Source organism: Micromonospora arida (assembly GCF_042873195.1).
Classification (GTDB): Bacteria; Actinomycetota; Actinomycetes; order Mycobacteriales; family Micromonosporaceae; genus Micromonospora; species Micromonospora arida.
On the sequence record NZ_JBIALC010000011.1, the window covers coordinates 32506 to 54615 of the forward strand.

Below are 22110 nucleotides of genomic sequence, written 5' to 3' on the forward strand. Positions count from 1 at the left end.
CTTCCAGAACGTCATCGTACGAACCGGGGATTCCCGAGCCGGGCATCCGGTGGGTCAGGTCACGTGGGGGGTCATCGTGCCATTGACCGTGGATTCACCCTACCCGCGCCGAATACCGGCTGTCCGAGCCGGACCCGGGCACTCCGCACTCCGGGCCACTCACCCAGGCCCACCGGGCGCCGGTCGCGTCGGTGAAGTGGATGACCAGCGCCTGATCGCCCTGGAACCGCGCGTAGTCGATCACCTCGACCACCAGTGGGGCCGATCCGTGCTCCGTCGCGACGCTGGCCAGACAGCTGGTCAGCGCGGCCTCGTCGGTCAGCCGGGCCAGCTGGTCCGACCCGTCGGGAGAGGGACGGCGCCCGCCCTCGGCATCCACCTCCGGCTGCCCGCCCGGAGGGTTGCCGGTCGCCCGGCTGGCAGCCGGTGTGCTCGGCGCGTCCGTGCCGTAGGCGTCGCCGAGGGTCTGCGGGCTGTAGTTCGTACCACTGCGCAGTGCCGGCCCGGTGGTGCGGGCAGTCCCGGCCCCCGCGACGCCCTCTGGCGCGCTGGCCGGCTGGTTCATGGGGTTGGTGTCAGCGGAGTCGTCCGACGCCCGCATCGAGAGCTGGTTGAGGCCCAGCGCGACGGCGATGACGGCGATCGCGGCGGCGGCCACGGGCGCGCCACGGCGGGCCCAGCCGCGCCGGCGGCGGCCCGGACCGGTGGACGTCTGGCGCCCCGACCCGCCGGGCGGGACGGGAGGCCGGCGACCGGACCCGCCCTGCGCCGGTACGACCAACGGTGTCGCCGCGTCGCCGTCCCGATCGAGGCTGGGCGCGCCAGCGGGTGCTTCCTCGGTCGAGGTGTCGGTCTTCGGCTCCGCGGAGGCCAATGCGGCCAGGAGGCGGTCGGTGATCGCCGACGGCATCTCGGGGGAAGGCTCGGCCCAGCGGGTCAGGTCCGTCCGGACCTCGGTCACGGCGGGGGCCAGCAGCGCGTACGCCTCGGCCCAGGACGGGTCCGCGGAGACCAGTTGGGCGACCTCGTCCTGCTGCGGGGTGCCGTCCAACGCCCCGCCGAGGTAGTCAGCGAGGAGGTCGACGTCGACCTCCCGGAACCCCTCGGTCGTCACGTGTCCTCCTGGTTGGCGTCCCGCCGGTATCGACCTGACCCCGATCCGACGCCTTCCACCGGGCCGGGGTTCCCCGGCGTGACGCCGGGCACGCCCGTGATCGGGGCGGTGGGGTCCGGTCGGGTCGACGTCGTCGCGACGACGGCGGCGGGGCGGAGATGCCCGAGCAGCACGGCCAGCCGCGCCCGGCCCCGGGCACACCGGCTCTTCACCGTGCCCTCGGCGACGCCGAGGATGCGGGCGACCTCGGCGACCGGATAGCCCTGAACGTCGACCAGCACCAGCGCTGCGCGCTGTTCAAGGGGCAGCGCGGCGAGCGCCTCCCGGACCACCAGCGCGGTGTCGTGGTCCGTCACCGGTGCCGCCGGCTCCAGCCCGCCGATGCCGTCGTCGGCCCGGTTGCCGTCCGGCAGCGGCACTGTGGGGTGCGCCTGCCGGCGTCGGATCCGGTCCAGGCAGGCGTTGACCACGATCCGGTGCAGCCAGGTGGTGACGGCGGAGTCGCCGCGGAAGCGGGCCGCCGCCCGATGCGCCGACAGCAGGGCGTCCTGGAGGGCGTCGGCTGCCTCCTCGCGGTCGCCGAGCGTCCGCAGGGCCACCGCCCACAACCGGTCGCGGTGCCGGTGGAACAGCTCGGCGAAGGCGTCTCTGTCTCCGGCGACGTGCGCGCGCAGCAGCTCCAGGTCCTTCGCGGCGGCGCGCCCGTCCATCACCGCGTCCAGTGCGTACGGTGCCCGGATCGGCTCACGACCCCTGGACCGTAATCTCCTGCACCCCCAGCTTGAATCCGTTCTCGGTCGGAGGCAGCTCGGTGATCCAGAACAGCAGGTACCGGTATTTCTGGTCGGCGTCGAAGCCGTTGAACGTCATTGTGGTGCCGTCGTGGTCCTCGAACGGCTGGCCGATGGCGGTCTTGTAGCTCCCCACCAACTGCTTGTCACCGCTGGAGCTGGACGGCGGGTTGGTCGTGCCGGCGAGGAGCTGGGCGGACGCGCCGGTGGCCGACAGCACCGCCTGCACCGACTTGACCGTGTGCGGCTCGCCAAGGTCGATCCAGACGCCCATGCCCTTCTTCAGGTTGCCGAAGTTGGGCTTGTTGTCGTAGGTCTCGGTCTCCCAGCCCTTGTCTTCGTCACCGTCGATGACCTTCTCGGCGCCGTCGACCTCACTGCGATTGCTGCTGTCCGGGTCGATGATCCGGACGTTCTTCACTGTCAGCTTGCGCGCCGTCGCAGCGGCCGGGGTGGCGTCGCCGGCCGGGGCACTGGTGGTCGGGGCGGCGACCGTGTTGGACTGCGGGTCCTCGTCGTCGCCGCCCAGCGCGATGATCCCGATCAGCAGACCGACCAGGGCGACGGCCAACAGGCTGGCGATGCCGACGGCGACCTTGCGGCCCCCGGCCGCGGCCAGCGGCGACGGCTCCTCCCCGGTGTCGGCGGCGAACCGCAGCGGGCCGCTGTTGTCGAGGTAGTGCTCATCCTCGGCCGGCACGTCCAGTCGCGCCAATTCGGCGGCGAGCACGTCGGACGACGGCGGCGCGATCTCGGCGTCGAGCAGGTCCATGGTCAGGTCGTCCAGGTACGCCGGAACGCCGGCCCGAACCTGGCGCGGTGCCGCGATGGCACCTCCGGCGTCGCGAACAGCGTCCGGGATGGCGGCGCGGCCGTGGCCGGCGGTGGCGCCGCGCAGTGGTGCCTCGGCGTGCGGCCAGGAGCCGGTCAGTGCGAAGTAGAGGACACCGCCGACCGCTCGGATGTCGTTCTCCTGGCTGTCGGCGCCGTCGGTGCGGGCGTCCGCCAGCACCACCCGGCCCTCGTCGCTGATCATGACGGTGCCGGGGTGGACGTTGCCGTGCACCATGCCGGTGGCGTGCACCGCGGCGAGCGCGCTCGCGACGGCGTTGCCAATCGCGGTGGCCCGAGCCGGGTCCAGGGGGCCGTCGGTCGCCAGGTCCCGCAGGGACTGCCCGTCGACCCACTCGCGCACCACGTACGCCCGGTCGGCCTCGTCGATCGCGTCGTAGACGCCGACCAGGTTGGGGTGGATGACCCGGCTGGCCGCGACGGCGGCCTGAAGCATCTCAGTGGCGGAGTCGCCACCCGGGTAACGCAGCACCACGGCAACGGGACGGCGCAGGATGACGTCGACCCCGCGCCAGACCAGCCGACCCGCACTGTCGTTGTTGATGTGCTCAACCAGTTCGTACCGCTCGGCGAGGACTTCACCGGCCGTGGGAGCACCGAAGGTCATGACCGGAGGAGCGCTTTCGTCCGCCTCCTGACCCTCGCCGACCTGGGTCACCCGTCCTCCCTCGGTGATCGTGTCGATCGATGAACCCGAACTGCTGGGCATGTGGCTTCCCGCTCTGCCGTTGAAGGAACCGGCCGACCGGTGTCGACGCCCAGCGTCGGCCCCTGCCGTACCCGTCGAGAGCGACCTTACCCGGGTTGCCCGTCTCTCCGACATGTCATCTTCCCGCCGTACCTGGCGGGGTTCCGGCAGTCGAAGCGCTCGTCCGGTTACGACCGTTGTCAGCCACGTTGCTGGCACATGTACTAGCTAATCTACGGCTTCACCGCAAGTGACCGACGCCGGGGCTGGGATGGCGTGGCGCTCGCGCTACCTCGTACGTTCCCCCCGATCGGGCCGCCACCCTCAGCCGTACGGTTGGTTATCCACAGGCCGAAGCGGCGGCTGACCGGCGAATCGCGGAGTTATCCACAGGTGCGTCCCCAGCCTGGTGATCCGTAGTCACGGTCGGTATGAGTGCCAACTTGTTGTAATCAGATGCGAACGTTCAGCGACCGAGGCGCCGGCGAACCATCCCGACCACCTCGGTGATCTCGCCGATCTTCAGCAGCATGGCCAGACCCAGGTAGGTCCCGCCGATCACCACGCCGCCGACCACGAGCTGGGTTGCCGCCTCGAACCAGCTCGGCTCGTCGCCGCCGGGCAGCAGAGTGATCACCAACCATCCGACCAGCGCCGCGCCGAGTGCGGCGACCACGACCCGGCCGAGGGTACGCATGATGGCGCCCAGGCCGATCCGGCCGACCCGAGGCCGGAGCAACCAGGCGGACGCGACCGCCGCCGCCACGTAGGAGACCGCGTTGCCGATCATCATTCCGGCTGCCGCGAAGTGCGCGGCGAACGCGGCGAACAGCACGATCTGTACGCCGACCCGCAGCGCCACCACCGGAATGTTGATCAGGGCCGGGGTGCGGGTGTCCGGCAGGGCGTAGAAGGCAAAGGTGAAGAGCTGGCTGATCGCGAACGGCACCAGCGCGATTGCGGCGAACAGCAGCACGGTGGACGTGGCTGACGCGTTCTCGGCGCTGAACGCGCCGTACCGGAAGACGACCACCGAGATCGGGATGGACAGCACCGCGTAGCAGACCGCGATCGGCGCGAGCACCGCCGACACCATCCGGACACCTCGGGAAAGGTCCGCGGTGACGTCGTGGAACCGCCCGTCGGCTGCGGCGGCTGCCATCCGGGGCATCAGCGCGGTGATGATCGAGACGGCGATGATGCCGTGGGCCATCATCAGCAGCAGGAAGACGTTGTTGTAGATCAGGATGCCGGCCTGGTCCGTGCCCGCGGCCCGGGTGAGGAGATTGACCACCACGAAGAGGCCGAGCTGGTTGACCGCCACGTAGCAGAACATCCAGGCCCCGAGCTTGGCCAGCTCGCGCAGCCCCAGCTCGCGGAAGTCGAACCGCCACCGCCACCGGAAGCCGACCTTGCGCAGCGCCGGCAGTAGACCGGCGGTCTGCACCGCCACGCCGAGCAGGGTGCCACCACCGACCAGCAGGATCCGGCCGGTGCCCACCTCCGACGGCTCCAGCCCTTTCGCCCCGTAGACCAGGATGTAGAGACCGAAGACGCCGATCACCACCAGGTTGTTGAGGATGGGGGCCCACATCGGCGCGGCGAAGTGACCCCTGGTGTTCAGCACCGCTGCGATCAACGCGCTGACGCCGGTGAAGAACAGCATCGGCAGGATCAGCCACGACAGGCGTGTGATCAGTGTGGTGTAGGCCTCGTCCTTGCCACTGGCGTAGATGGCTGTCAGCCAGGACGCCGACGCCACGGCGATCAGGGCCGCCACCGCCAGGGCCAGCACCGCGAGGCTGAGCAACCGTTGGGCGTACGCCTCGCCCCGGTCCGCGTCGCTCTTGCGCCTACGGACCAGCACCGGGATCAGCACACTGGTCAGCACCCCGCCGAGCAGGAACTCGTACACCTGGTTGGGGAGGAAGATGGCAGTCGTGTAGGCGTTGCCGATCAGGTTGCCGAGGGCGGCGCCGATCATCAGGTTCCGGATGAAGCCGGTGCCCCGGCTCACCAGACTGCCGACGGCCATGACCGCGCTGTTGGCGGCGGCGCTGGTCTCGCCGACGACCTCGGGCGGGGGTGCCGTCGCCTCCACCGCAGGCTGGTTCAGCGGCTCCGCGGAGATGAAGACCGCCCCGTCAGCCGGCGGCACGTTACCGTCCGGCATGGCGTTGGCGCTGCGGTAGAGCCCGCCGCTCATCTCCAGCCTCCAAGGGGTACGTCGAGTCGGACACCGACCCGCACCCACAGACCATAGTCAACCCCCACCCGTTACCCGCGCCCGGCGGATCGGATCACACCCCGGCCCGATAAGCTGGCGATCCCATGTCCGAAGCCTCCGCTCCTCACGCCGCCGACCGCCGCGAACTCACCGCCGCGCAGCGCAACGCCGTCGCCGAACTACTCCGGGTGTCCCCGGTCGCCGACGAGTTGGGCCGCCGCTTCGTCCGCGCCGGTCACGAGTTGCACCTGGTGGGCGGTTCGGTGCGGGATGCCCTGCTCGGTCGACTCGGGGACGACCTCGACTTCTGCACCGACGCGCACCCCGACGAGACCCTGCGGATCATCAAGGGCTGGGCCGAGTCGATCTGGGAGACCGGTCGGGAGTTCGGCACCATCGGCGCTCAGCGCGACGGCCTCCGACTGGAGATCACCACCTTCCGCGCGGAGTCGTACGACCAGGTCAGCCGCAACCCGGTGGTGGTGTACGGCACCAGCCTCGACGAGGACCTGAAGCGGCGCGACTTCACGATCAACGCGATGGCGGTCAGCCTGCCGGACCACCGGTTCACCGATCCGCACGGTGGGCTGGACGATCTCTCGGCCAAGGTGATCCGTACCCCGAGCACGCCTGGTGAGTCGTTCGGCGACGACCCGCTGCGGATGCTGCGGGCCGCCCGGTTCGCCGCCCAGCTGCGGTTCGCCGTCCACCCGGACGTGCACCTGGCGATGACCGAGATGGCCGCCGACCTGGACCGGATCACCGCCGAGCGGATCCGCGACGAGTTCACCAAGTTGCTCTGCGGCGCCGACCCGATCACCGGGCTGCGGCTGCTGGTCGACACCGGGCTGGCCGATCGGTTCCTGCCGGAGCTGACCGGCCTGAAGCTGGAGATCGACGAGCACGCCCAGCACAAGGACGTCTACGAGCACACGTTGACGGTCGTCGAGAACGCGGTCTCCTACGAGGAGGACGGCTGCGACTTCATCCTGCGGATGGCCGCCCTCCTGCACGACGTGGGCAAGCCGGCGACGAAGGCGGTCGGGTCCGACGGCCGGGTCAGCTTCCACCACCACGAGGTGGTCGGCGCTCGGCTGACCAAGGCCCGGATGAAGGCGATGCGGTACCCCAAGGACGTCACCGCGCAGGTGACCGCGCTGGTCGCGCTGCACCTGCGCTTTTACGGGTACGGGCGGGGCGAGTGGACCGACTCGGCGGTGCGCCGCTACGTCGCCGACGCCGGTGACCTGCTGCCCCGCCTGCACAAGCTGACCCGCTCCGACTGCACCACCCGCAACCGTCGCAAGGCCGCCCAGCTCGCGGCCGACTACGACGCGCTGGAGGATCGGATCGCCCGGATCGCGGCCGAGGAAGACCTGGCGCGGGTCCGCCCCGACCTGGACGGCAACGCGATCATGGAGCTGCTCGGCGTACCGCCGGGGCCGGTGGTCGGTCGGGCGTGGAAGCACCTCAAGGAGCAGCGCCTGGAGCACGGCCCGCTGGACCGTGACGCCGCCGAGGCGGAGCTGCTGCGCTGGGCCCGCGCCGAGGGGATTCTCGGCTGAACCCAGCCATGAGGGCACAGCAAGAGTCGGTACCGCCGAGTGGCGGCACCGACTCTCACGTCTCGAAGGCGACCTGCGTCTAGAAGGCGACCTGCCCCGCCGGGAACTTGCCGTAGTCGGCCGTCGCGAAGTCGAGCTCCACCCGGAAAGTCGTATTGTCCTTCACGTCAGTGGCGATCAGCATCCAACCGCCCGTCGTGCTCGTGTGCTTCTTCCAGCTATTGCAGCCACCAGCAGAAACCCAGCAAACCCGGACGTTGCCTGTGAAGCTCGACTTGCCGACCCGGAAGTTGATGTCGTTGCACCGCGTTGACGTCTTGTAGGACGTGCTGGAAGACGGGAACAGCTGGTTTGCAGAACCCGCCTGGTCAGCCCACCACGAGACGGCGCCGTCCAGACATGCAGCGGCCTGGGCCGGCAGTGCCGGAATCACCGCCAGCGGCGCCCCGATCAGCGCTGCCGTCAGCACCCGTCCCATCTTTGTGGACCCAAACTTTTTCATAGAAGCATCCCCGTTCGTCGATCCCGTCAGCATGCAAACCGGCGTCCCGGCACGATCCGCACCTCAGGTGCAATGCAACGTTCAACGTTGATCGAAGAGTAGCAACGATCGATGCCGTGCGATGCCCCGCCAGGATCTGACTAGCTGCCCCCAGGTTGACCCGCCGACGGGCCCACCCCCGAACCGGGAGTGGGCCCGTCAGCGCACCGCGTCAGCGCGTCTCGACGGCCGCCCCGTCCACGGAGACCGCGCCCTTGCCGGTCGACGTGCCGTTGCCCGGAGTGGACGCCGAACCGAGCCGTGCCAGCAGGCCGGGCAGGTCGATCCCGGTGAGGTCGCTGCCGAGCTGAAGGCCCTGGGCCACGTTGCCGGCGACCGACTTCGTGAGCGACGACGCGCCGTCGGTGGAGATGACGGTCATCTTGTCGATCGCCCCGATCGGTGCGCTGGCCGCCTCGACGACCTGCGGCAGCACCTTGACCAGCAGGTCAAGCACGGCCGCCTCTCCGTACGCGGCGAACGCCTCGGCCTTGCGCGCCATCGCGTCGGCCTCGGCCTCACCCTTGGCGAGGATGGCCGCAGCCTCGGCCTGGCCTTCCCGCTCCACGGCCTCGGCGATGGCGGAGCGTCGCCGCTGCTCGGCCTCACCTTCCTTGGCGCCCTCGATGGCGTTGGCCTCGGCGAGCGCGGCCCGTCGGGCACGCTCACCCTCACCGGTGAGGCGGGCCTGCTCGGCGGAGGCCTGCGCGGCGGCGATGACGGACTGGCGCTGCGCGTCGGCGTGCAGCACCGCCGCGTTGCGGGACGCCTCGGCCTCCTGTTCCACCTTGTACCGGGCCGCGTCGGCCGGCTTGCGAACCTCGGTGTCGAGTTGGCGCTGCTTGAGTTCGGCGTTGCGCTCGGCCACCTTCTGCTGCTCGGAGAGGATCGCCTGGTCCCGTTCGGCCTGGGCCAGCGGTCCGGCCGCCGCGGACTTCGCCTTCGCCGCGTCGATCTCGGCCTGGATGCCGGCCTGCTTGAGGGCCAGGTTCCGGTTCGCCTCGGCGATGGCCTCCTCGGCGAGCAGGCGCTCCTGCTCGGCCTGCTGCCGGGCCCGGGCCTCGGCGATCGCCGCGTCCTTGAGCACCCGGGCGGCCTCGGGCCGACCCAGGTCCTGCAGGTAGGAGCCTTCGGCGAGGATGTCCTGGAGCTGGAAGGTGTCCAACACCAGACCCTGGTTGGTCATCGAGTGCTCGGCCTCCTCGGCGACGGCGCTGGCGAACGCCGCCCGGTCCCGGATGACCTCCTCGACGGTGAGCCGGCCGACGATCGAGCGCAGCGCGCCGGCCAGCACCTCCCGGGTGAAGTTGTCGATCTCGTCCTGCTGGTGCAGGAACCGTTGTGCGGCGGCCCGGATCGCGTCCTCGGTCCCGCCGACCTTGACGATCGCCACGCCGTGCAGGTCGGCGCGGATGCCCTGCTTGCTGACGGCACCCCGGATTCCGACGTCGATCCGCCGACTGGACAGGTCGAGCGACTGGAGCTTCTGCACCACCGGCAGCACGAACACCGAAGCGCCCAGCACGACCTTCTGCCCGGAGTTGTCGGTGGACCGCCCGCCGTCGGCAGTCTGCGTGGTGCGGCCCTTGCGACCGGTGACGATGAACGCCTCGTTCGGACCGGCCACCTTGATCCGGGAGAGCACGAAGAGCACCAGGATGAGCACGAGGAGGACCGCGCCACCGATGGCGATGAGTAGGGCCATATGAAAAGTCCCGTCTGTGAGGGGGAGATCAGTAGGTCTCTACGTGCACGCTGGTCTCGCTGAGCGCCTGCACGACGAAGATCTGGGCACCGATCGGGATCGGCTGGTCCGCGCGGGCGCTGAGCTTGACCGGTTGGCCGGCGAGGCGAATGCGGACCTCGCCGTACCCGTTGGCCGGCACCGGGGTGACGACCAGGCCGAGCGCGCCGACAAGGTCGTCGCGGGTGGGCGTGCGGTCGGTGCGCATGTTCCGCGCCGCCCGACTCAGCCGCGACGCCAACCAGCCGGTGGGCACGGCCGCGAACACGCCGCCGGCCACCGCCCCGACGACCATGCCAGGTGTACGCGCACCAAGCAGCTCGTTGACGATGGCCGCGCCGAACCCGAAAGCCCCGGCGAAGCCGGCGACGGTCTCGACCGAGATCGGCCCGTCCACGTCGGCGTGCCCGAAGTGAAGCAGCTCGGTGCCGAGCAGAGCGAGCGCGAGCACACCGATGCCCGCCCCGCCGATGATCAGAAAGATGAGCGTCCCCGTTGCCACGACCTTGACGGTATCGACGCCGCGCAACGCCGAACGGCCTGACAGGACGCGGAGATGATCTCCCGATGCGGGTCGGGAGTGGCGCTCGGCCCCGACGCCGGAGGCCGGGCCGGCGAGAGAGTCCGCGTCGGGGAGAATAGGTGAATGCGCTGGGCCGTGCTCGACTCACCGATCGGTGAGTTCTCCGTGGCCACCGACGGCACGAGTGTCTGCGGTGCCCACTTCGGCCGGCTCGGGGCGGCCACCGACGAGCCCGATGACGCGCTGTCCCGGCAGGCCGTCGACGAGCTGCGGGCGTACTTCACCGGCAAGCTGACCACGTTCACCGTTCCGGTGTCGGTGCCGCGCGGCTCCGACTTCGAGCGCGCCGTGTGGCGGGAGATGACGCGGATCCCGTACGGGGAGACGCTGACGTACGGCGAGGTGGCGCGTCTGGTGGGCGACCCTGGGGCGGCACGGGCGGTGGGAGTGGCCTGCAACCGCAACCCGGTCCCGGTGATCGTGCCGTGTCACCGGATCGTCGGGGCGGGCGGCAAGCTGGTCGGCTTCGGCGGGGGCCTGCCTCGCAAGGTCACGTTGTTGGAGCTGGAGGCCGGGGTCGCGCTGCGACGCGCCTGGTCCTGAGCCGTCCGGCGTCGGCGGTGGCGTCACCGGGCGCTGGGCGACCCTTCGGGTCCGGCGGCGGGTGAGGTCCGGGCGGGCCATGGCGGGTCGATCGGGGTCCGCGGCTGGAAGAAGGCGTTGGCCGGTGGCAGGGCCAGCAGGACCAGCGCGGCGAGTATCGCCACCGGCGCGCCCAGGCCCAGGGTGAGCAGCAGAGGCTCCAGCCAATCCGGCATGGCGTCTCGCGCCATTGCGGCGATCCGGTCCAGGTCCTCGGCGGAGTACACGGAGTAGAGCGGCCGCGGGGACCGGATCGCCCCGACGGTGGCGCAGCAGGCGAGGAGGGGCGCTGCGCTCCAGGTGGCGATCCGCGCGCCGTTCACGCCCACGACGGTGGCTGCGGCCAGCGTGAGGAGTCCGATCGCCAGCACCGCCGTCAACAGGTCAGCAGCCAGATCGGCGGTGCTGCCCAGGGCGGCGAAGGCCACCCCGTCCGTGGGCTCGAAGGAGCTGGCGGCCGTGTGGAAGAAGTCCTGGTGCCAGTAGCGGAGCGGAAGTGCGGCCAGTTGCGCGACGGCGGCCAGGGCAAGCAGTAGGCAGGCCAGCGCGACGATGCGCGGCCGAGGAGGTCGGGCCGGGTGCCGGCCCGTCGAGGTCGTGCTGGTGCGGGAGACCATGAATCGATTATCGATAGCTTCCCCCGCTCCCCGTGGTCCCGAAAACGGTGGCGGAGGTCACGGGACAGCGCTCGTACCCCGGGAAGCCGACCCACGTGGAAGGGCCGGGTCCGCACGGACCCGGCCCTTCCACGTGCTTGATGATTCAGCGCGTCAGCGCGTGACCTCACCGGCGATGAACTCCTCGACGGCCTGGTGGGCGTCGTGGTCGGCGTACTGCACCGGCGGGGACTTCATGAAGTACGACGAGGCCGACAGGATCGGGCCGCCGATCTTCCGGTCCAGGGCGATCTTCGCGGCCCGGACCGCGTCGATGATGACGCCGGCCGAGTTCGGCGAGTCCCACACCTCGAGCTTGAGCTCGGCCATCAGCGGGGTGTCACCGAACGAGCGGCCCTCCAGGCGGATGTACGCCCACTTGCGGTCGTCCAGCCACGGCACGTGGTCCGACGGGCCGATGTGCACGTCGCTCTTGCTCATCTCGTGCGGGATCTGCGAGGTGACCGACTGGGTCTTCGAGATCTTCTTCGAGACCAGGCGCTTGCGCTCCAGCATGTTCATGAAGTCCATGTTGCCGCCGAAGTTGAGCTGGTACGTGCGCAGCAGCTCGACGCCGCGGTCCTCGAAGAGCTTCGCGAGGGCACGGTGCACGATGGTGGCACCGACCTGGCTCTTGATGTCGTCACCGACGATCGGCAGGCCCGCGTCCTCGAACTTCTTGGCCCACTCGGGGTCGGAGGCGATGAAGACCGGCAGGGCGTTGACGAACGCGCAGCCGGCGTCGATCGCGGCCTGGGCGTAGAACTTGGCGGCCTGCTCGGAGCCGACCGGCAGGTAGCAGACGACGACGTCGACCTGCGCGTCGCGCAGCGCCTGCGCCACGTCGACCGGGGTGGCGTCCGACTCTTCGACGATCTCGCGGTAGTACTGGCCCAGACCGTCGAAGGTCGGACCGCGCTGCACGCTGACGCCGGTCGGCGGCACGTCGCAGAGCTTGATGGTGTTGTTCTCGCTGGCGACGATCGCCTCCGCGAGGTCCATGCCCACCTTCTTGGCGTCCACGTCGAATGCCGCGACGAACTCCACGGCGTTGACGTGGTAGTCGCCGAAGGCGACGTGCATGAGACCCGGGACGCGGTCGTTCGGGTTGGCGTTCCGGTAGTACTCGACGCCCTGAACCAGGGACGAGGCGCAGTTACCCACACCGACGATGGCGACGCGGACGGAGCCCATAGCGTCTGCCTCCTTCTTTTCTGTCACGGCCGCTCATTCCTGGTCTCTCCAGGCGGAGGCGGGCTGTTGTCTTCTCGTCGGCCGCCGGCTGTCCCGATGTTCGGGACCGTCGGGGCTCGGCCGGAGCGCTCGTTGGCGATGAGCTCCTCCAGCCAGCGGACCTCGCGCTCACAGGCATCAAGGCCGTGGCGCTGCAGTTCCAGCGTGTAAGCGTCGAGGCGCTCGGCCGCCCGGCCCAGCACGTCACGAAGCCCTTCGCGACGCTCCTCGATCTTGCGGCGGCGACCCTCCAGAATGCGCAGTCGGGTCGCCTGGTCGGTCCGGGCGAAGAACGCGAAGTGCACCCCGAAGCCCGTGTCGTCGTACGTCTCGGGCCCGGCCTGTGCGATCAGCTGGGCGAAGCGTTCCTTGCCTTCCGCGGTGATTTTGTAGACCACCCGACCTCGTCGGCTGGTCAGCGCGGGAACCTCCTCGGCAGTGGCGGGTGTCTCAGCAGCTTCGGTGATCCATCCCGCCGCCTGCAGCCTGCGTAGCGTGGGATAGAGCGAGCCGTAGCTGATCGCCGCCCGGATCGCGCCGAGTTTGGCGGTCAGCTCCTTGCGCAGCTCATAGCCGTGCATCGGAGACTCCTGCAGGAGGCCGAGGATGGCGAACTCAAGCACTGGCCACCCTCTCTTTACCCTCCGGCGTGGAGTGGTAACCGCCGCGATGTATCGGACCGATACATCGCACGTTAGCGGGTCGTGCGGGCCAGGGCAAACCCCCGTTCCGAGATGCTGTCGTCACGGATTGTGAGCGTGGTCGCCTGGTCGGGCCGGACCGCGTACCCTTCTCCGCATGCGTACGCAGCGCCAGGTCGTCGACTACTCGCTTCAGAAGCGAGCAGTGCTGCGTGAGCTCCTGGCCGGACGAGTCGGCACGTACGACGTCTGCGACGCGTCGCCGTACCTGAAGAACGCCGCTCGGTTCCACGGTGAGCCGACCGACCGGCGCTGCCCGATCTGCCGCAGCGAAAACCTGACCCTGGTCCACTACATTTACGGTGACGAACTCAAGCAGTCCGCCGGACAGGCTCGGACACTGACTGAGTTGCCCGTGCTGGCGATGACGCTGCGTGAGTTCCAGGTCTTCGTGGTGGAGGTGTGCCTCGGTTGTGACTGGAACCATCTCGTCGAGCAGTACCTGCTCGGCCGGGACGGTCTGACCGGCGACAGCGACGGCATCAGCGAGCAGGACGCGGCGGGCGCCGGAGGCGCCGGTCGGCGGAGGCGAGAGGCGCAACGGTGATCTCAGCTGGTTGGACCGGCCCCGGGGCCGTAGACGAAACCCGGGACGGCCGACCGCTCGTTGGCCCGATTGGCCCGATTGATACGGCAATGACCCCGGTCGGCCGGCACCCCCATGCCGGCGCCCCGGGTGAAGCAACTCACGGCAACCCGGTGGCGGCGCAGCCGCGCCCCACCGCGACCGGCAGGGTGTGAGGAATGAACTCGTACGGCGATCCCAGTTCTGCGCGCGGACGGACCCAGCACTCGGGTCCAGACGGTGACCCCGGGCCGGGCGCGGACGACGCGTACCGCCGACCCGGCGGTGATTCCGGCGGGAGCGGCTGGTCAGCCTCGGACCGAGGCGCGGCAACCCCAGGCCGGGCCTCGGTGACGCCGCGGGCTGCCGGTGGTCGCGCCACGGTCGGCGGTTCCGCCTCGGTGCCGCCGCGTGGCAGCGCGGCCGCCGGGTCCGCCTCGGTGGGTTCGGCAGCGAACGGCCGGTCCGGTCGAGCCTCGGTGCCGGTGTCGCCGGCACCGGGTGTGGCCGCTGGCCGCGCTGGCGCCGGTCGGGCCTCGGTGCCCGTCTCCCCGGCGCCGGCGGGTCGGGCCTCGGTCGGTGCCGCCGCCGTCGGTGCGGCCTCGGTCGGCACCGCCTCGGCGGGCCGGGCCAGCGTCGGCTCCGCATCGGTCGGTGGTCGTGCGGCGGTCGCCCGGGCGAGTGTCTCACCGGTCTCCGGTGGGCCGGGCGGCCCCGGGGGTCCCGGTGGTCCGGGCGGGCCGGGCGGGCCCGGTCGGGGCGGCCGTGGTCCGGGTGGCTCGGGCGCGGCGCGGGCAAAGAAGCGCAAGCGGATGAACCTGCTGATCGCCGGGTTCGCCGTCTTCATCATGCTCGCCGGCATCGGCGTGGTCGGGTTCACCTACTACTCGACCAACGTGGTCATGCCGAACGAGATGCCGCTGCCGCTGTCCACCACCGTGTACGCCAAGGACGGCAAGACGCAGCTCGCCAAGCTGGGCAGCGAGAACCGCACCTTCGTGACCATCCAGCAGATCCCGCAGTACGTGCAGGACGCGGTCGCCGCGGCGGAGGACCGGAACTTCTACCGGCACTCCGGCGTCGACTACAAGGGCATCGTCCGGGCTGCATGGAACAACGTCTCCAACGGCGACAAGCAGGGCGCCTCGACGATCACCCAGCAGTACGCCCGCAACGCGTTCGAGAACCTCAAGGACGACACGTACGGCCGGAAGGTGAAGGAGGCGATCCTCGCCTCCAAGCTGAACGACAAGTACGACAAGCCGACGATCATGCAGCACTACCTGAACGTCATCTACTTCGGTCGCGGCGCGTACGGCATCGAGGCGGCGGCACAGACCTACTTCGGCAAGCCGGCCATCAAGCTCACTCCCGCCGAGGGAGCAGTGCTGGCCGCAGTGATCAAGCAGCCGCAGCCGAGCGAAACCCACAAGGGGTACGACCCGGCGGTCAACCCGACCGATGCCAAGTCGCGGTGGGACTACGTGATCGGCGGCATGAAGAAGGAGGGCTGGCTGGACTCCCCCAACCACCCCCCGGCGCCCACCGAGTACCCGAAGCCCCTGCCGCCGAAGAAGGACGGCGTCGGCTTCGGTGTCGACAGCCCTCGCGGCAACGTCATCAACTACGTCCGTCAAGAGATGGACGAGATGGGTCTCTGCTCCGACAGCGGTGCGGAGGGCAAGACGAGTTGCGTCGACGCCCTGCGTGACGGCGGCTACCGGATCACCACCACCATCGACCCGAAGCTCCAGGCCGCCGCGGAGAACACCGCGATGCAGTCGAAGAAGGGCTCCGAGCTCTACGATCAGCCGAAGAACCTGATGGCGGCGGTGGTCTCGATCGACCCGAAGATGGGCCGTGTGCTCGCCTACTACGGCGGTGACAGCGGTGCCGACTTCGACTACGCCGGCAAGAACATCGACAAGAACGGCGACCTGACCGGTGGGCACCAGCCGGGCTCGTCGATGAAGGTGTACACCCTGGCCGCCGCGATCGAGGCGGGCATCTCGGTCAAGTCGCACTGGGACCCCACGCCCTACAAGCCCAAGGGCTCCAGGGACACGATCGGTAACGCCAACCGCACGAACCTCAAGTGCGGCAAGTACTGCACCCTCGAAGAGTCGACGGTCCAGTCGTACAACGTGCCCTTCTACTGGGTCGCCGACACGATCGGCGCCGACAAGGTCGTCGACATGGCCCGGAAGGCAGGCGTGACCACGATGTGGGGCGTCGACCCGCCGCAGGCCTTCGACCTGTCGAAGAAGCAGAAGACGCCGTTCGACAACTACACCGGTTTCGGCAAGTACCCGATCACCGTCTTCGACCACGCCAACGCCATGGCCACGTTCGCCAACGACGGCAAGTACATCAAGGCCCACTTCGTGGTCAAGATCGAACAGCAGGACAAGGCCACCGGCAAGTGGAAGGTCGTTGGCAGCGAGCGCATCAAGCCGGAGCAGCGGATCCCCAAGAAGATCACCGACGAGGTCACCGGCGTCCTGAAGCAGATCCCCCGGCCCAACAACATCTCCCTGGAGAACGGCCGCCAGGCCGCCGCCAAGACCGGCACCTGGGAGTACGACAACAAGGACAACTCGCACGCCTGGACGGTCGGCTACACCCCGCAGAACGCCACAGCGGTGTGGGTGGGCAGCCGGGATCCGAGGAAGCCGCAGATCAAGCTCACCGGCGGCAAGGACATCGGCGGTTCGACGCTCCCCGGCCCGATCTGGGAGAAGTACATGAACACCGCCCTCAAGGGCCAGGATGAGATCCCCCTGCCCAGCGTCACCGGTGAGGGTGACACCACGAAGGGCAACGGCAAGGAGCCGCCGCCACCACCGCCGACCAACCCCGGTGGCCAGGGGCCTCTCTGCAACCCGCTGATCGATCTGTTCTGTAACCCTGGGGGCAACAACCCCGGCGGCGGCAACCCCGGTGGCGGCAACCCCGGTGGTGGCAACCCTGGCGGTAACCCCGGCGGCAATCCGGGTGGTGGCGGCACAGGTGGTGGCGGCGGCGGGCAGTTGCCCAGCCTGCCACCCAACCGGGACTGACCCGCACCAGCACACGACGCCGCCGCCGGCCGGACGACCTGTCCCGGCCGGCGGCGGCGTTTTCGTACCCGGAACTCCGCGCCGGGACGGGACGGGCACCCCCGTCGTACGGCAGGATGCCTCTTCATGAGCACCCAGTCGACGCCCGGCATCGACGACGCCGGAACCACCGATCACCCGTCCCGCTCCGACGGGTTCGTCCGCGGCATCTCCAGCGTCATCGGCGGCCCGCTGGGCGACCACGCGACGGCGCTGAACCGGCCGGCCGGTCGGGAGCGTCGCTTCTGGACCGCCGTGCGGATCGTGCTGGCGTTGGCGTGCCTCACGCTCGCGCTGCACTGGGTGCAGAAATCGCCCTGCCAGGACGGTGCCTGGCAGAACAACGTCCAGTACACCCGGTTCTGCTACACCGACGTCCTCGCCCTCTACTACGCCGAAGGGCTCAACGAGGGCAAGGTGCCCTACCGCGACCACCCGGTCGAGTACCCGGTGCTGACCGGCTACTTCATGGGGGCGCTGGGCCTGCCGGTGCACGCCATCGGTGACGGCGACCCGAGCATCAACCAGGGCCAGTGGTTCTACAACCTCAACGCGTTGGTGCTGGGCGCGCTCGCGGTGGCCACGGTGGCGGTGATCCTGGCGTTGCGCCGCCGACGACCCTGGGACGCGGCGATGTTCGCACTCGCCCCGGCGTTGGTGCTCACCGCCACCGTCAACTGGGACCTGCTCGCCATCGGGCTGGCCGCCTTCGGCCTGCTCGCCTGGGCCCGAAAACGACCGGCGGTGGCCGGCGTGCTGCTCGGGTTGGCCGGCGCGGCCAAGCTCTGGCCGCTGTTCCTGCTCGGGCCGATCCTCATCCTGGCGCTACGGGCCGACCGGGTTCGTGCCGCGCTCGTCGCCATCGGGACGGCGATCGCGGCCGTGGTGCTGGTCAACTTGCCGGCCGCCCGCGCATACCCGGAGAACTGGGACCGGTTCTTCGAACTGAACACCACCCGGCCGATCGACTGGGGCACGCTCTGGTACATCGGGCGCTACCTGGACGGCAAGATCGGCAACGACCCCGCCAACCTCGGCCCGTTCGAGTGGCTCAACGCCAACATCCCGACCCTCAACACCGTCTCGTACGCGCTGTTCGGGCTGGCCTGCCTCGGCATCGCCGTGCTGGCGCTGCGGGCACCGCGCCGACCCCGGCTGGGTCAGCTCGCCTTCCTGGTGGTCGCCGCGTTCCTCATCTTCAGCAAGGTCTGGTCGCAGCAGTTCGTCCTCTGGCTGCTCCCGCTCGTGGTGCTGGCCCGACCGAAGTGGGGCGCGTTCCTGGCCTGGCAGATCGCCGAGGTCTGCTACTTCGTCGCCTTCTACGGGGAACTGCTCGGCGCGGCAACCAGCAAGCCCGTCTTCCCGGAGGGGGTGTTCGTGCTGGCCTCGACGTTGCGACTGGCCACTGTGGTGGTGCTCTGCGTGTTCGTCGTCAAGGAGATCCTGCACCCCGAGCAGGACGCGGTGCGGGCCACCTACCCGGACGACCCGGACGGTGGCGTTCTCGACGGTGCCCCGGACGCCCCCTGGATAGACCGCTGGCGCCGCCAACCGTTGACCGACGAACCGTCACGCGAGCCCGCAACCGCCACCTGACCCCCAGGCCGACGCGGCCTGACCACGTCAGGGTTTTCGGGGGAGCCCGCCCGGCGCAGGAATCAAACCTGACCGCCCGGAGCCGGGTGGGCTCCCCCGAAAACCCGCCTCAGCGAGCAGCTGCATCGAGCCGCCACGCCTCACAGGCGATAGACGACAGCGTCGCCGACCTCCTGCCGGCTGATGCCGAGCGACTCGACCGGCGCGTCGATGCTGATCTCCCACGGTGTGCCGGCCACCTGACCGCGCAGCAGCACCACAGTGCGGACGCCGAGCGTGCGCAGGTAGTCGACGCTCGTCTGGTCCGGGAACGACTGGCTCACCCGGCGGACGTCGTCGAGCAGGCGCGGCGTGAAGCCGCTACCGCCGTTGACCACGTCGGGGAACCCGCTGGTCGACCAGAGCATCACGTGCTGGTCGAGGCTCTGATTGCTCGGCAGCACCAGCAGCGGACCCTCCGCCGAGCGCATCGCCGCCGGTTGGGTCGGCACCACCGGGTGTGGGGTCGTGTTCAGGCCCTCGACGGTGACCAGAAGCAACGGCAGCAGGGTGGCCATCCGCAGCCACGGCCCCGGCCACGACGGAATCCGCTGCGCGGTCAACTCGCGGACCCGATCGGTGAGCGCGGTGACCGCGCCCGCCGCGAGCAGGCCGAGCAACAACGTGGTCCAGAGCATCAACCGCCCGGGGGTACGCAGCCCGCTCCAGCCCGGCAGGTGCTCGAAGAGGGGCACGTAGGTGAAGGTGCCGTCGAAGAAACGGGTGCCCATCGCGAAGGCCATCGTCAGCAGCACCCCGGCGAGCAGCAGCAGTCGGTGCCGCAGCCGCCAGACCGAGAAGAACAACCCGCCCGCGGCGAGTGCGTAGAGCACGAAGCCCGGCAGCAGGGTCATCTCCGGGTGCCACGGCAGCGCCGCCCGGGCACCCTCGTGCAGCCCACCCCAGATCCGCGACTCCCCGGGCGCCGTCACGAAGCCCGACGCCGGCGGCGAGAAGAGGCTGATGTCGCCGATGGTGCGCTCGGCGTACGGATGCAGCTCGGTCACCTTGAAGAACGGGAACGCCATCAGCAGACCGACACCGGCGAACAACACCCCGCCGAGCACGTCGGCGACGAACAACCGGCGACCGAACGGAACGGCCTGCCCGGTGCGCAGCCGCCGCACGAAGAACAGGACGGCAGTGACCAACACCGCGCCGGCCAGGAAGTACGCGAATGGCAGCCCGATGCCGAAACCCAGGCTGAGTTGCCAGGCCGCCACCAGCCAACCGGCGTAGACCCAACCGTCATGCCGGCGCTCCGGCCGGTAGCCGTGTCGCAGCGACCACCCGTGCCCGCGCGCCAACATCGCCAGCGCCAGCGGAATGCCCCCGTTGGAGAGCACGTGCAGGTGCCCGGCCTGGGCCAGCAGCCACGGCGCGTAGGTGTAGCTCACCCCTGCGACGGCCGCACCGATCCGGCCGGCCCCGAGCTGTCGGGCCAACGCGTACGCCCCGAACGTGGCGAGCGCGTGCGCCAGTACGAACATGATGTTGTAGCGCAGCACGGCGTCCTCGGGACCGCTGCCGAGCATCCCGGCCGGGGCGTACCCGAGCAGCGTGTCGGAGAACGCGAAGCTCCACAGCTCGGGGAAGAACGTGTTGGACTGCCACAGCCGCGCCGGCTCGGCCAGCAGGATGTGCCCGGACCAGGCCATCTGCCAGGCCTGCAGGCTCGGGTCCCAGTAGTCCTGCGGGAGGGTGTAGCGCGGATAGCGCAGCGTCGGCCAGGTCATCAACACGGCCAGCGCCAACGCGCCGAGCGCGGCCAGGGTCCACTCGTGGATCAGGAACCGACCGACCGCCCGGCCCACCCGACTGAAGATTGAGGGCTTCGGCTCAGGGGCGGACGCGAACGCCTCCCACCGTTCCGGGCCGACGGGCTTCGCCTCACTGTCGGCCTTGTCCGTACCGTCGGTGCCGCCCGTCTTCGCACCCTTGGCCGGTTCGCTGTCCTTGGTCGCGCCACTGTCTTTGGCTGGCTCGCTGTCCTTGGCTGGGCCGGTGCCCTTGGTGGTGGTGTCGCTGGTTGCCGTGCTGCCCTCGCCGACGCCCTGCTTGGCTGCGTCGTCCTGCTTGGTCCTGTCGCCCTGCTTGTCGTCGCGCCGGGCCGCGTCCTTCTTGGCGGCACCGCTCGTTGCGGGGTCGACCTCGGAATCGCCGTTCGGGGTGGCTCCGGCCGCTTTACCGCCGCCCGCTGGTGAGTGGTCCGCGGTGGTTTCGGCGGGGGCCTTGTCGGAGGTGCGATCCGGCTGGGTAGGGGTGCCTGCGGCGGTGGTGGCGGATTGACTCTCGGCGGCCGCGCCGGTGGGGGTGGGCCGGGCGTTGCCGGTCCCGGGCTGTCCGCTCGTCGTCATGCCGCCGGGCTCTCCGCTCCGAGCTGCTCACGCAGAAAGTCGATGTCGGCGGCCTGGCCGGTCACACCGCCCGGTGTCTCGACGACCACCGGCGCGCCGGCCGCCCGGATCACCGCCACCACCAGCTCCGGGTCGATCGTCCCGCCGCCCAGGTTGTCGTGACGGTCCTGGCCGGAGTTGAACGCGCCCTTGGAGTTGTTGGCGTGCACCAGGTCGATCCGCCCGGTGATCGCCTTGACCCGGTCGACCAGGCCGAGCAACTCCTCGCCGCCCGCGTACGCGTGGCAGGTGTCCAGGCAGAAGCCGACCTCGTAGTCACCGATGGCGTCCCAGAGTCGGGCGAGCGCGTCCAGCCGTCGGGCGCAGGCGTTGTCGCCGCCAGCGGTGTTCTCGATCAGGACCGGTACGCCGAAGCCGCCGGAGTCCGCCGCGTACGCGAAGGTCTTGCGCCAGTTGTCGAAGCCGACGGCCAGGTCGTCGCCGGCGTTGACGTGCCCGCCGTGGACGATCAGGCCCTTGGCGCCGATGGCGGCGGCCGCGTTGGCGTGCCCGAGCAGCAGCTTGCGGCTCGGGATCCGGATGCGGTTGTTGAGCGTGGCCACGTTGATGACGTACGGAGCGTGCACGTAGAGGTCGACCTCGGCGGCGCGCAGCCGCTCGGCATCTTCGCGAGGCTTGGGCGCCTTCCAACCCTGTGGGTCGGCGAGGAAGAACTGCACCGTCTCGGCGGACCGGGCGGCCGCCTCCGCCAGCGGGTCGGTCGAGTCGACGTGGGCTCCGATACGCATGCGAGCGAGCCTACGTCGCGACCCCGACCGGTGGGGCGACGGCCGGGGCGGTGTCGCGTCACCGGAGGGACCGACGATCGTTGATGGGTTTGAACCGGCGACCACTATCCCGGTGCCGCCAGCGGCGCGAGCGTCGCACACGGCGACCGGCGGTCGACGGCCGACAGCGAGGTCACCCCCGCGGCGCGGCCCGGCGCAGCGGGGGCGACCCCATCGCACACCAGTACCGAGCGACGACGGATCTCGGAAAATTGTGCTTTTTCCCCCGACAAGGTACGAGTGCTGTTGTATCGTCAGATAACAACACGATAAAGCTCCGCGGGGCGTCTTCGGTCCAACCTCATCGGTGTGGTCGTTCCTCCCCAGGTCCCACCCAAGGAATGCGGACCG

General features: G+C 70.1%; 17 protein-coding genes. 5 read left to right on the forward strand and 12 right to left on the reverse strand.

The features are described from left to right. Positions 1–94 precede the first annotated feature (94 nt). From ACFYP0_RS26230 to murJ, 4 genes are all read right to left on the reverse strand, one after another. A complete protein-coding gene (locus ACFYP0_RS26230) occupies positions 95–1114 on the reverse strand; it encodes a hypothetical protein (protein WP_355495463.1) in 1020 nt (339 codons plus the stop codon). Further along, a complete protein-coding gene (gene sigM, locus ACFYP0_RS26235) occupies positions 1111–1824 on the reverse strand; it encodes an RNA polymerase sigma factor SigM (protein WP_355495465.1) in 714 nt (237 codons plus the stop codon). Before sigM ends, ACFYP0_RS26230 begins: the two co-directional genes overlap by 4 nt. A gap of 34 nt (positions 1825–1858) precedes the next feature. Beyond that, complete coding sequence (locus tag ACFYP0_RS26240) at positions 1859–3466, reverse strand: protein kinase family protein (protein ID WP_356975554.1); 1608 nt, start codon at positions 3464–3466, stop codon at positions 1859–1861. A 445-nt stretch (positions 3467–3911) separates the two neighbouring features. After that, complete coding sequence (gene murJ / locus ACFYP0_RS26245) at positions 3912–5651, reverse strand: murein biosynthesis integral membrane protein MurJ (RefSeq protein ID WP_356975551.1); 1740 nt, start codon at positions 5649–5651, stop codon at positions 3912–3914. A gap of 125 nt (positions 5652–5776) precedes the next feature. On the opposite strand from murJ, the gene ACFYP0_RS26250 reads away from it, so the two are divergent. Continuing rightward, entirely contained in the window at positions 5777–7237 is a 1461-nt protein-coding gene (locus ACFYP0_RS26250) for a CCA tRNA nucleotidyltransferase (protein ID WP_356975549.1), read from the forward strand. A 79-nt stretch (positions 7238–7316) separates the two neighbouring features. On the opposite strand, the gene ACFYP0_RS26255 is transcribed toward ACFYP0_RS26250, so the two are convergent. The 3 genes from ACFYP0_RS26255 to ACFYP0_RS26265 all read right to left on the reverse strand — a co-directional run bounded on the left by ACFYP0_RS26255 (position 7317) and on the right by ACFYP0_RS26265 (position 10069). Continuing rightward, entirely contained in the window at positions 7317–7706 is a 390-nt protein-coding gene (locus ACFYP0_RS26255) for a hypothetical protein (RefSeq protein WP_356975547.1), read from the reverse strand. Positions 7707–7950: 244 nt separating this feature from the next. After that, positions 7951–9483: a flotillin family protein gene (locus ACFYP0_RS26260; protein ID WP_356975545.1), complete on the reverse strand. Its 1533-nt coding sequence runs from the start codon at positions 9481–9483 to the stop codon at positions 7951–7953. A gap of 28 nt (positions 9484–9511) precedes the next feature. Continuing rightward, positions 9512–10069: a hypothetical protein gene (locus ACFYP0_RS26265; protein WP_124860426.1), complete on the reverse strand. Its 558-nt coding sequence runs from the start codon at positions 10067–10069 to the stop codon at positions 9512–9514. 99 nt (positions 10070–10168) lie between these two features. Here ACFYP0_RS26265 and ACFYP0_RS26270 point away from each other — a divergent pair, with 99 nt between their 5' ends. After that, on the forward strand, positions 10169–10648 hold the full coding sequence (locus ACFYP0_RS26270; RefSeq protein ID WP_356975543.1) for a methylated-DNA--[protein]-cysteine S-methyltransferase: 480 nt from the start codon (positions 10169–10171) through the stop codon (positions 10646–10648). A 23-nt stretch (positions 10649–10671) separates the two neighbouring features. On the opposite strand, the gene ACFYP0_RS26275 is transcribed toward ACFYP0_RS26270, so the two are convergent. The 3 genes from ACFYP0_RS26275 to ACFYP0_RS26285 form a co-directional block, all read right to left on the reverse strand. Beyond that, on the reverse strand, positions 10672–11304 hold the full coding sequence (locus ACFYP0_RS26275) for a hypothetical protein (protein ID WP_356975541.1): 633 nt from the start codon (positions 11302–11304) through the stop codon (positions 10672–10674). A gap of 153 nt (positions 11305–11457) precedes the next feature. Next, entirely contained in the window at positions 11458–12537 is a 1080-nt protein-coding gene (locus tag ACFYP0_RS26280; protein WP_124860420.1) for an inositol-3-phosphate synthase, read from the reverse strand. Positions 12538–12560: 23 nt separating this feature from the next. Continuing rightward, on the reverse strand, positions 12561–13199 hold the full coding sequence (locus ACFYP0_RS26285; protein ID WP_030331823.1) for a PadR family transcriptional regulator: 639 nt from the start codon (positions 13197–13199) through the stop codon (positions 12561–12563). A 175-nt stretch (positions 13200–13374) separates the two neighbouring features. On the opposite strand from ACFYP0_RS26285, the gene ACFYP0_RS26290 reads away from it, so the two are divergent. The 3 genes from ACFYP0_RS26290 (at position 13375) to ACFYP0_RS26300 (ending at position 18536) form a co-directional block, all read left to right on the forward strand. Continuing rightward, a complete protein-coding gene (locus tag ACFYP0_RS26290; RefSeq protein ID WP_091396619.1) occupies positions 13375–13824 on the forward strand; it encodes a DUF5318 domain-containing protein in 450 nt (149 codons plus the stop codon). A 197-nt stretch (positions 13825–14021) separates the two neighbouring features. Continuing rightward, entirely contained in the window at positions 14022–16901 is a 2880-nt protein-coding gene (locus ACFYP0_RS26295) for a transglycosylase domain-containing protein (protein WP_356975538.1), read from the forward strand. 126 nt (positions 16902–17027) lie between these two features. Then, the gene (locus ACFYP0_RS26300; protein WP_356975536.1) at positions 17028–18536 is read left to right on the forward strand and encodes a glycosyltransferase family 87 protein; all 1509 of its coding nucleotides are present in this window, start codon (positions 17028–17030) and stop codon (positions 18534–18536) included. A gap of 140 nt (positions 18537–18676) precedes the next feature. On the opposite strand, the gene ACFYP0_RS26305 is transcribed toward ACFYP0_RS26300, so the two are convergent. Further along, complete coding sequence (locus ACFYP0_RS26305) at positions 18677–20932, reverse strand: hypothetical protein (protein WP_356975534.1); 2256 nt, start codon at positions 20930–20932, stop codon at positions 18677–18679. Continuing rightward, positions 20929–21720 carry a deoxyribonuclease IV gene (locus tag ACFYP0_RS26310; protein ID WP_112583906.1) on the reverse strand — a complete coding sequence of 264 codons (792 nt, stop codon included), beginning with the start codon at positions 21718–21720 and terminating at the stop codon, positions 20929–20931. The genes ACFYP0_RS26305 and ACFYP0_RS26310 overlap by 4 nt, the downstream gene beginning before the upstream one ends. Between the last annotated feature and the right edge of the window lie 390 nt (positions 21721–22110).

Bases quoted from the DNA above. Each gene is read 5' to 3' on its own strand.
- sigM (WP_355495465.1), bottom strand. From the start codon at position 1,824: ATGGACGGGCGCGCCGCCGCGAAGGACCTGGAGCTGCTGCGCGCGCAC.
- ACFYP0_RS26240 (WP_356975554.1), bottom strand. From the start codon at position 3,466: ATGCCCAGCAGTTCGGGTTCATCGATCGACACGATCACCGAGGGAGGA.
- murJ (WP_356975551.1), bottom strand. From the start codon at position 5,651: ATGAGCGGCGGGCTCTACCGCAGCGCCAACGCCATGCCGGACGGTAAC.
- ACFYP0_RS26250 (WP_356975549.1), top strand. From the start codon at position 5,777: ATGTCCGAAGCCTCCGCTCCTCACGCCGCCGACCGCCGCGAACTCACC.
- ACFYP0_RS26260 (WP_356975545.1), bottom strand. From the start codon at position 9,483: ATGGCCCTACTCATCGCCATCGGTGGCGCGGTCCTCCTCGTGCTCATC.
- ACFYP0_RS26270 (WP_356975543.1), top strand. From the start codon at position 10,169: ATGCGCTGGGCCGTGCTCGACTCACCGATCGGTGAGTTCTCCGTGGCC.
- ACFYP0_RS26275 (WP_356975541.1), bottom strand. From the start codon at position 11,304: ATGGTCTCCCGCACCAGCACGACCTCGACGGGCCGGCACCCGGCCCGA.
- ACFYP0_RS26280 (WP_124860420.1), bottom strand. From the start codon at position 12,537: ATGGGCTCCGTCCGCGTCGCCATCGTCGGTGTGGGTAACTGCGCCTCG.
- ACFYP0_RS26290 (WP_091396619.1), top strand. From the start codon at position 13,375: ATGCGTACGCAGCGCCAGGTCGTCGACTACTCGCTTCAGAAGCGAGCA.
- ACFYP0_RS26295 (WP_356975538.1), top strand. From the start codon at position 14,022: ATGAACTCGTACGGCGATCCCAGTTCTGCGCGCGGACGGACCCAGCAC.
- ACFYP0_RS26300 (WP_356975536.1), top strand. From the start codon at position 17,028: ATGAGCACCCAGTCGACGCCCGGCATCGACGACGCCGGAACCACCGAT.
- ACFYP0_RS26305 (WP_356975534.1), bottom strand. From the start codon at position 20,932: ATGACGACGAGCGGACAGCCCGGGACCGGCAACGCCCGGCCCACCCCC.
- ACFYP0_RS26310 (WP_112583906.1), bottom strand. From the start codon at position 21,720: ATGCGTATCGGAGCCCACGTCGACTCGACCGACCCGCTGGCGGAGGCG.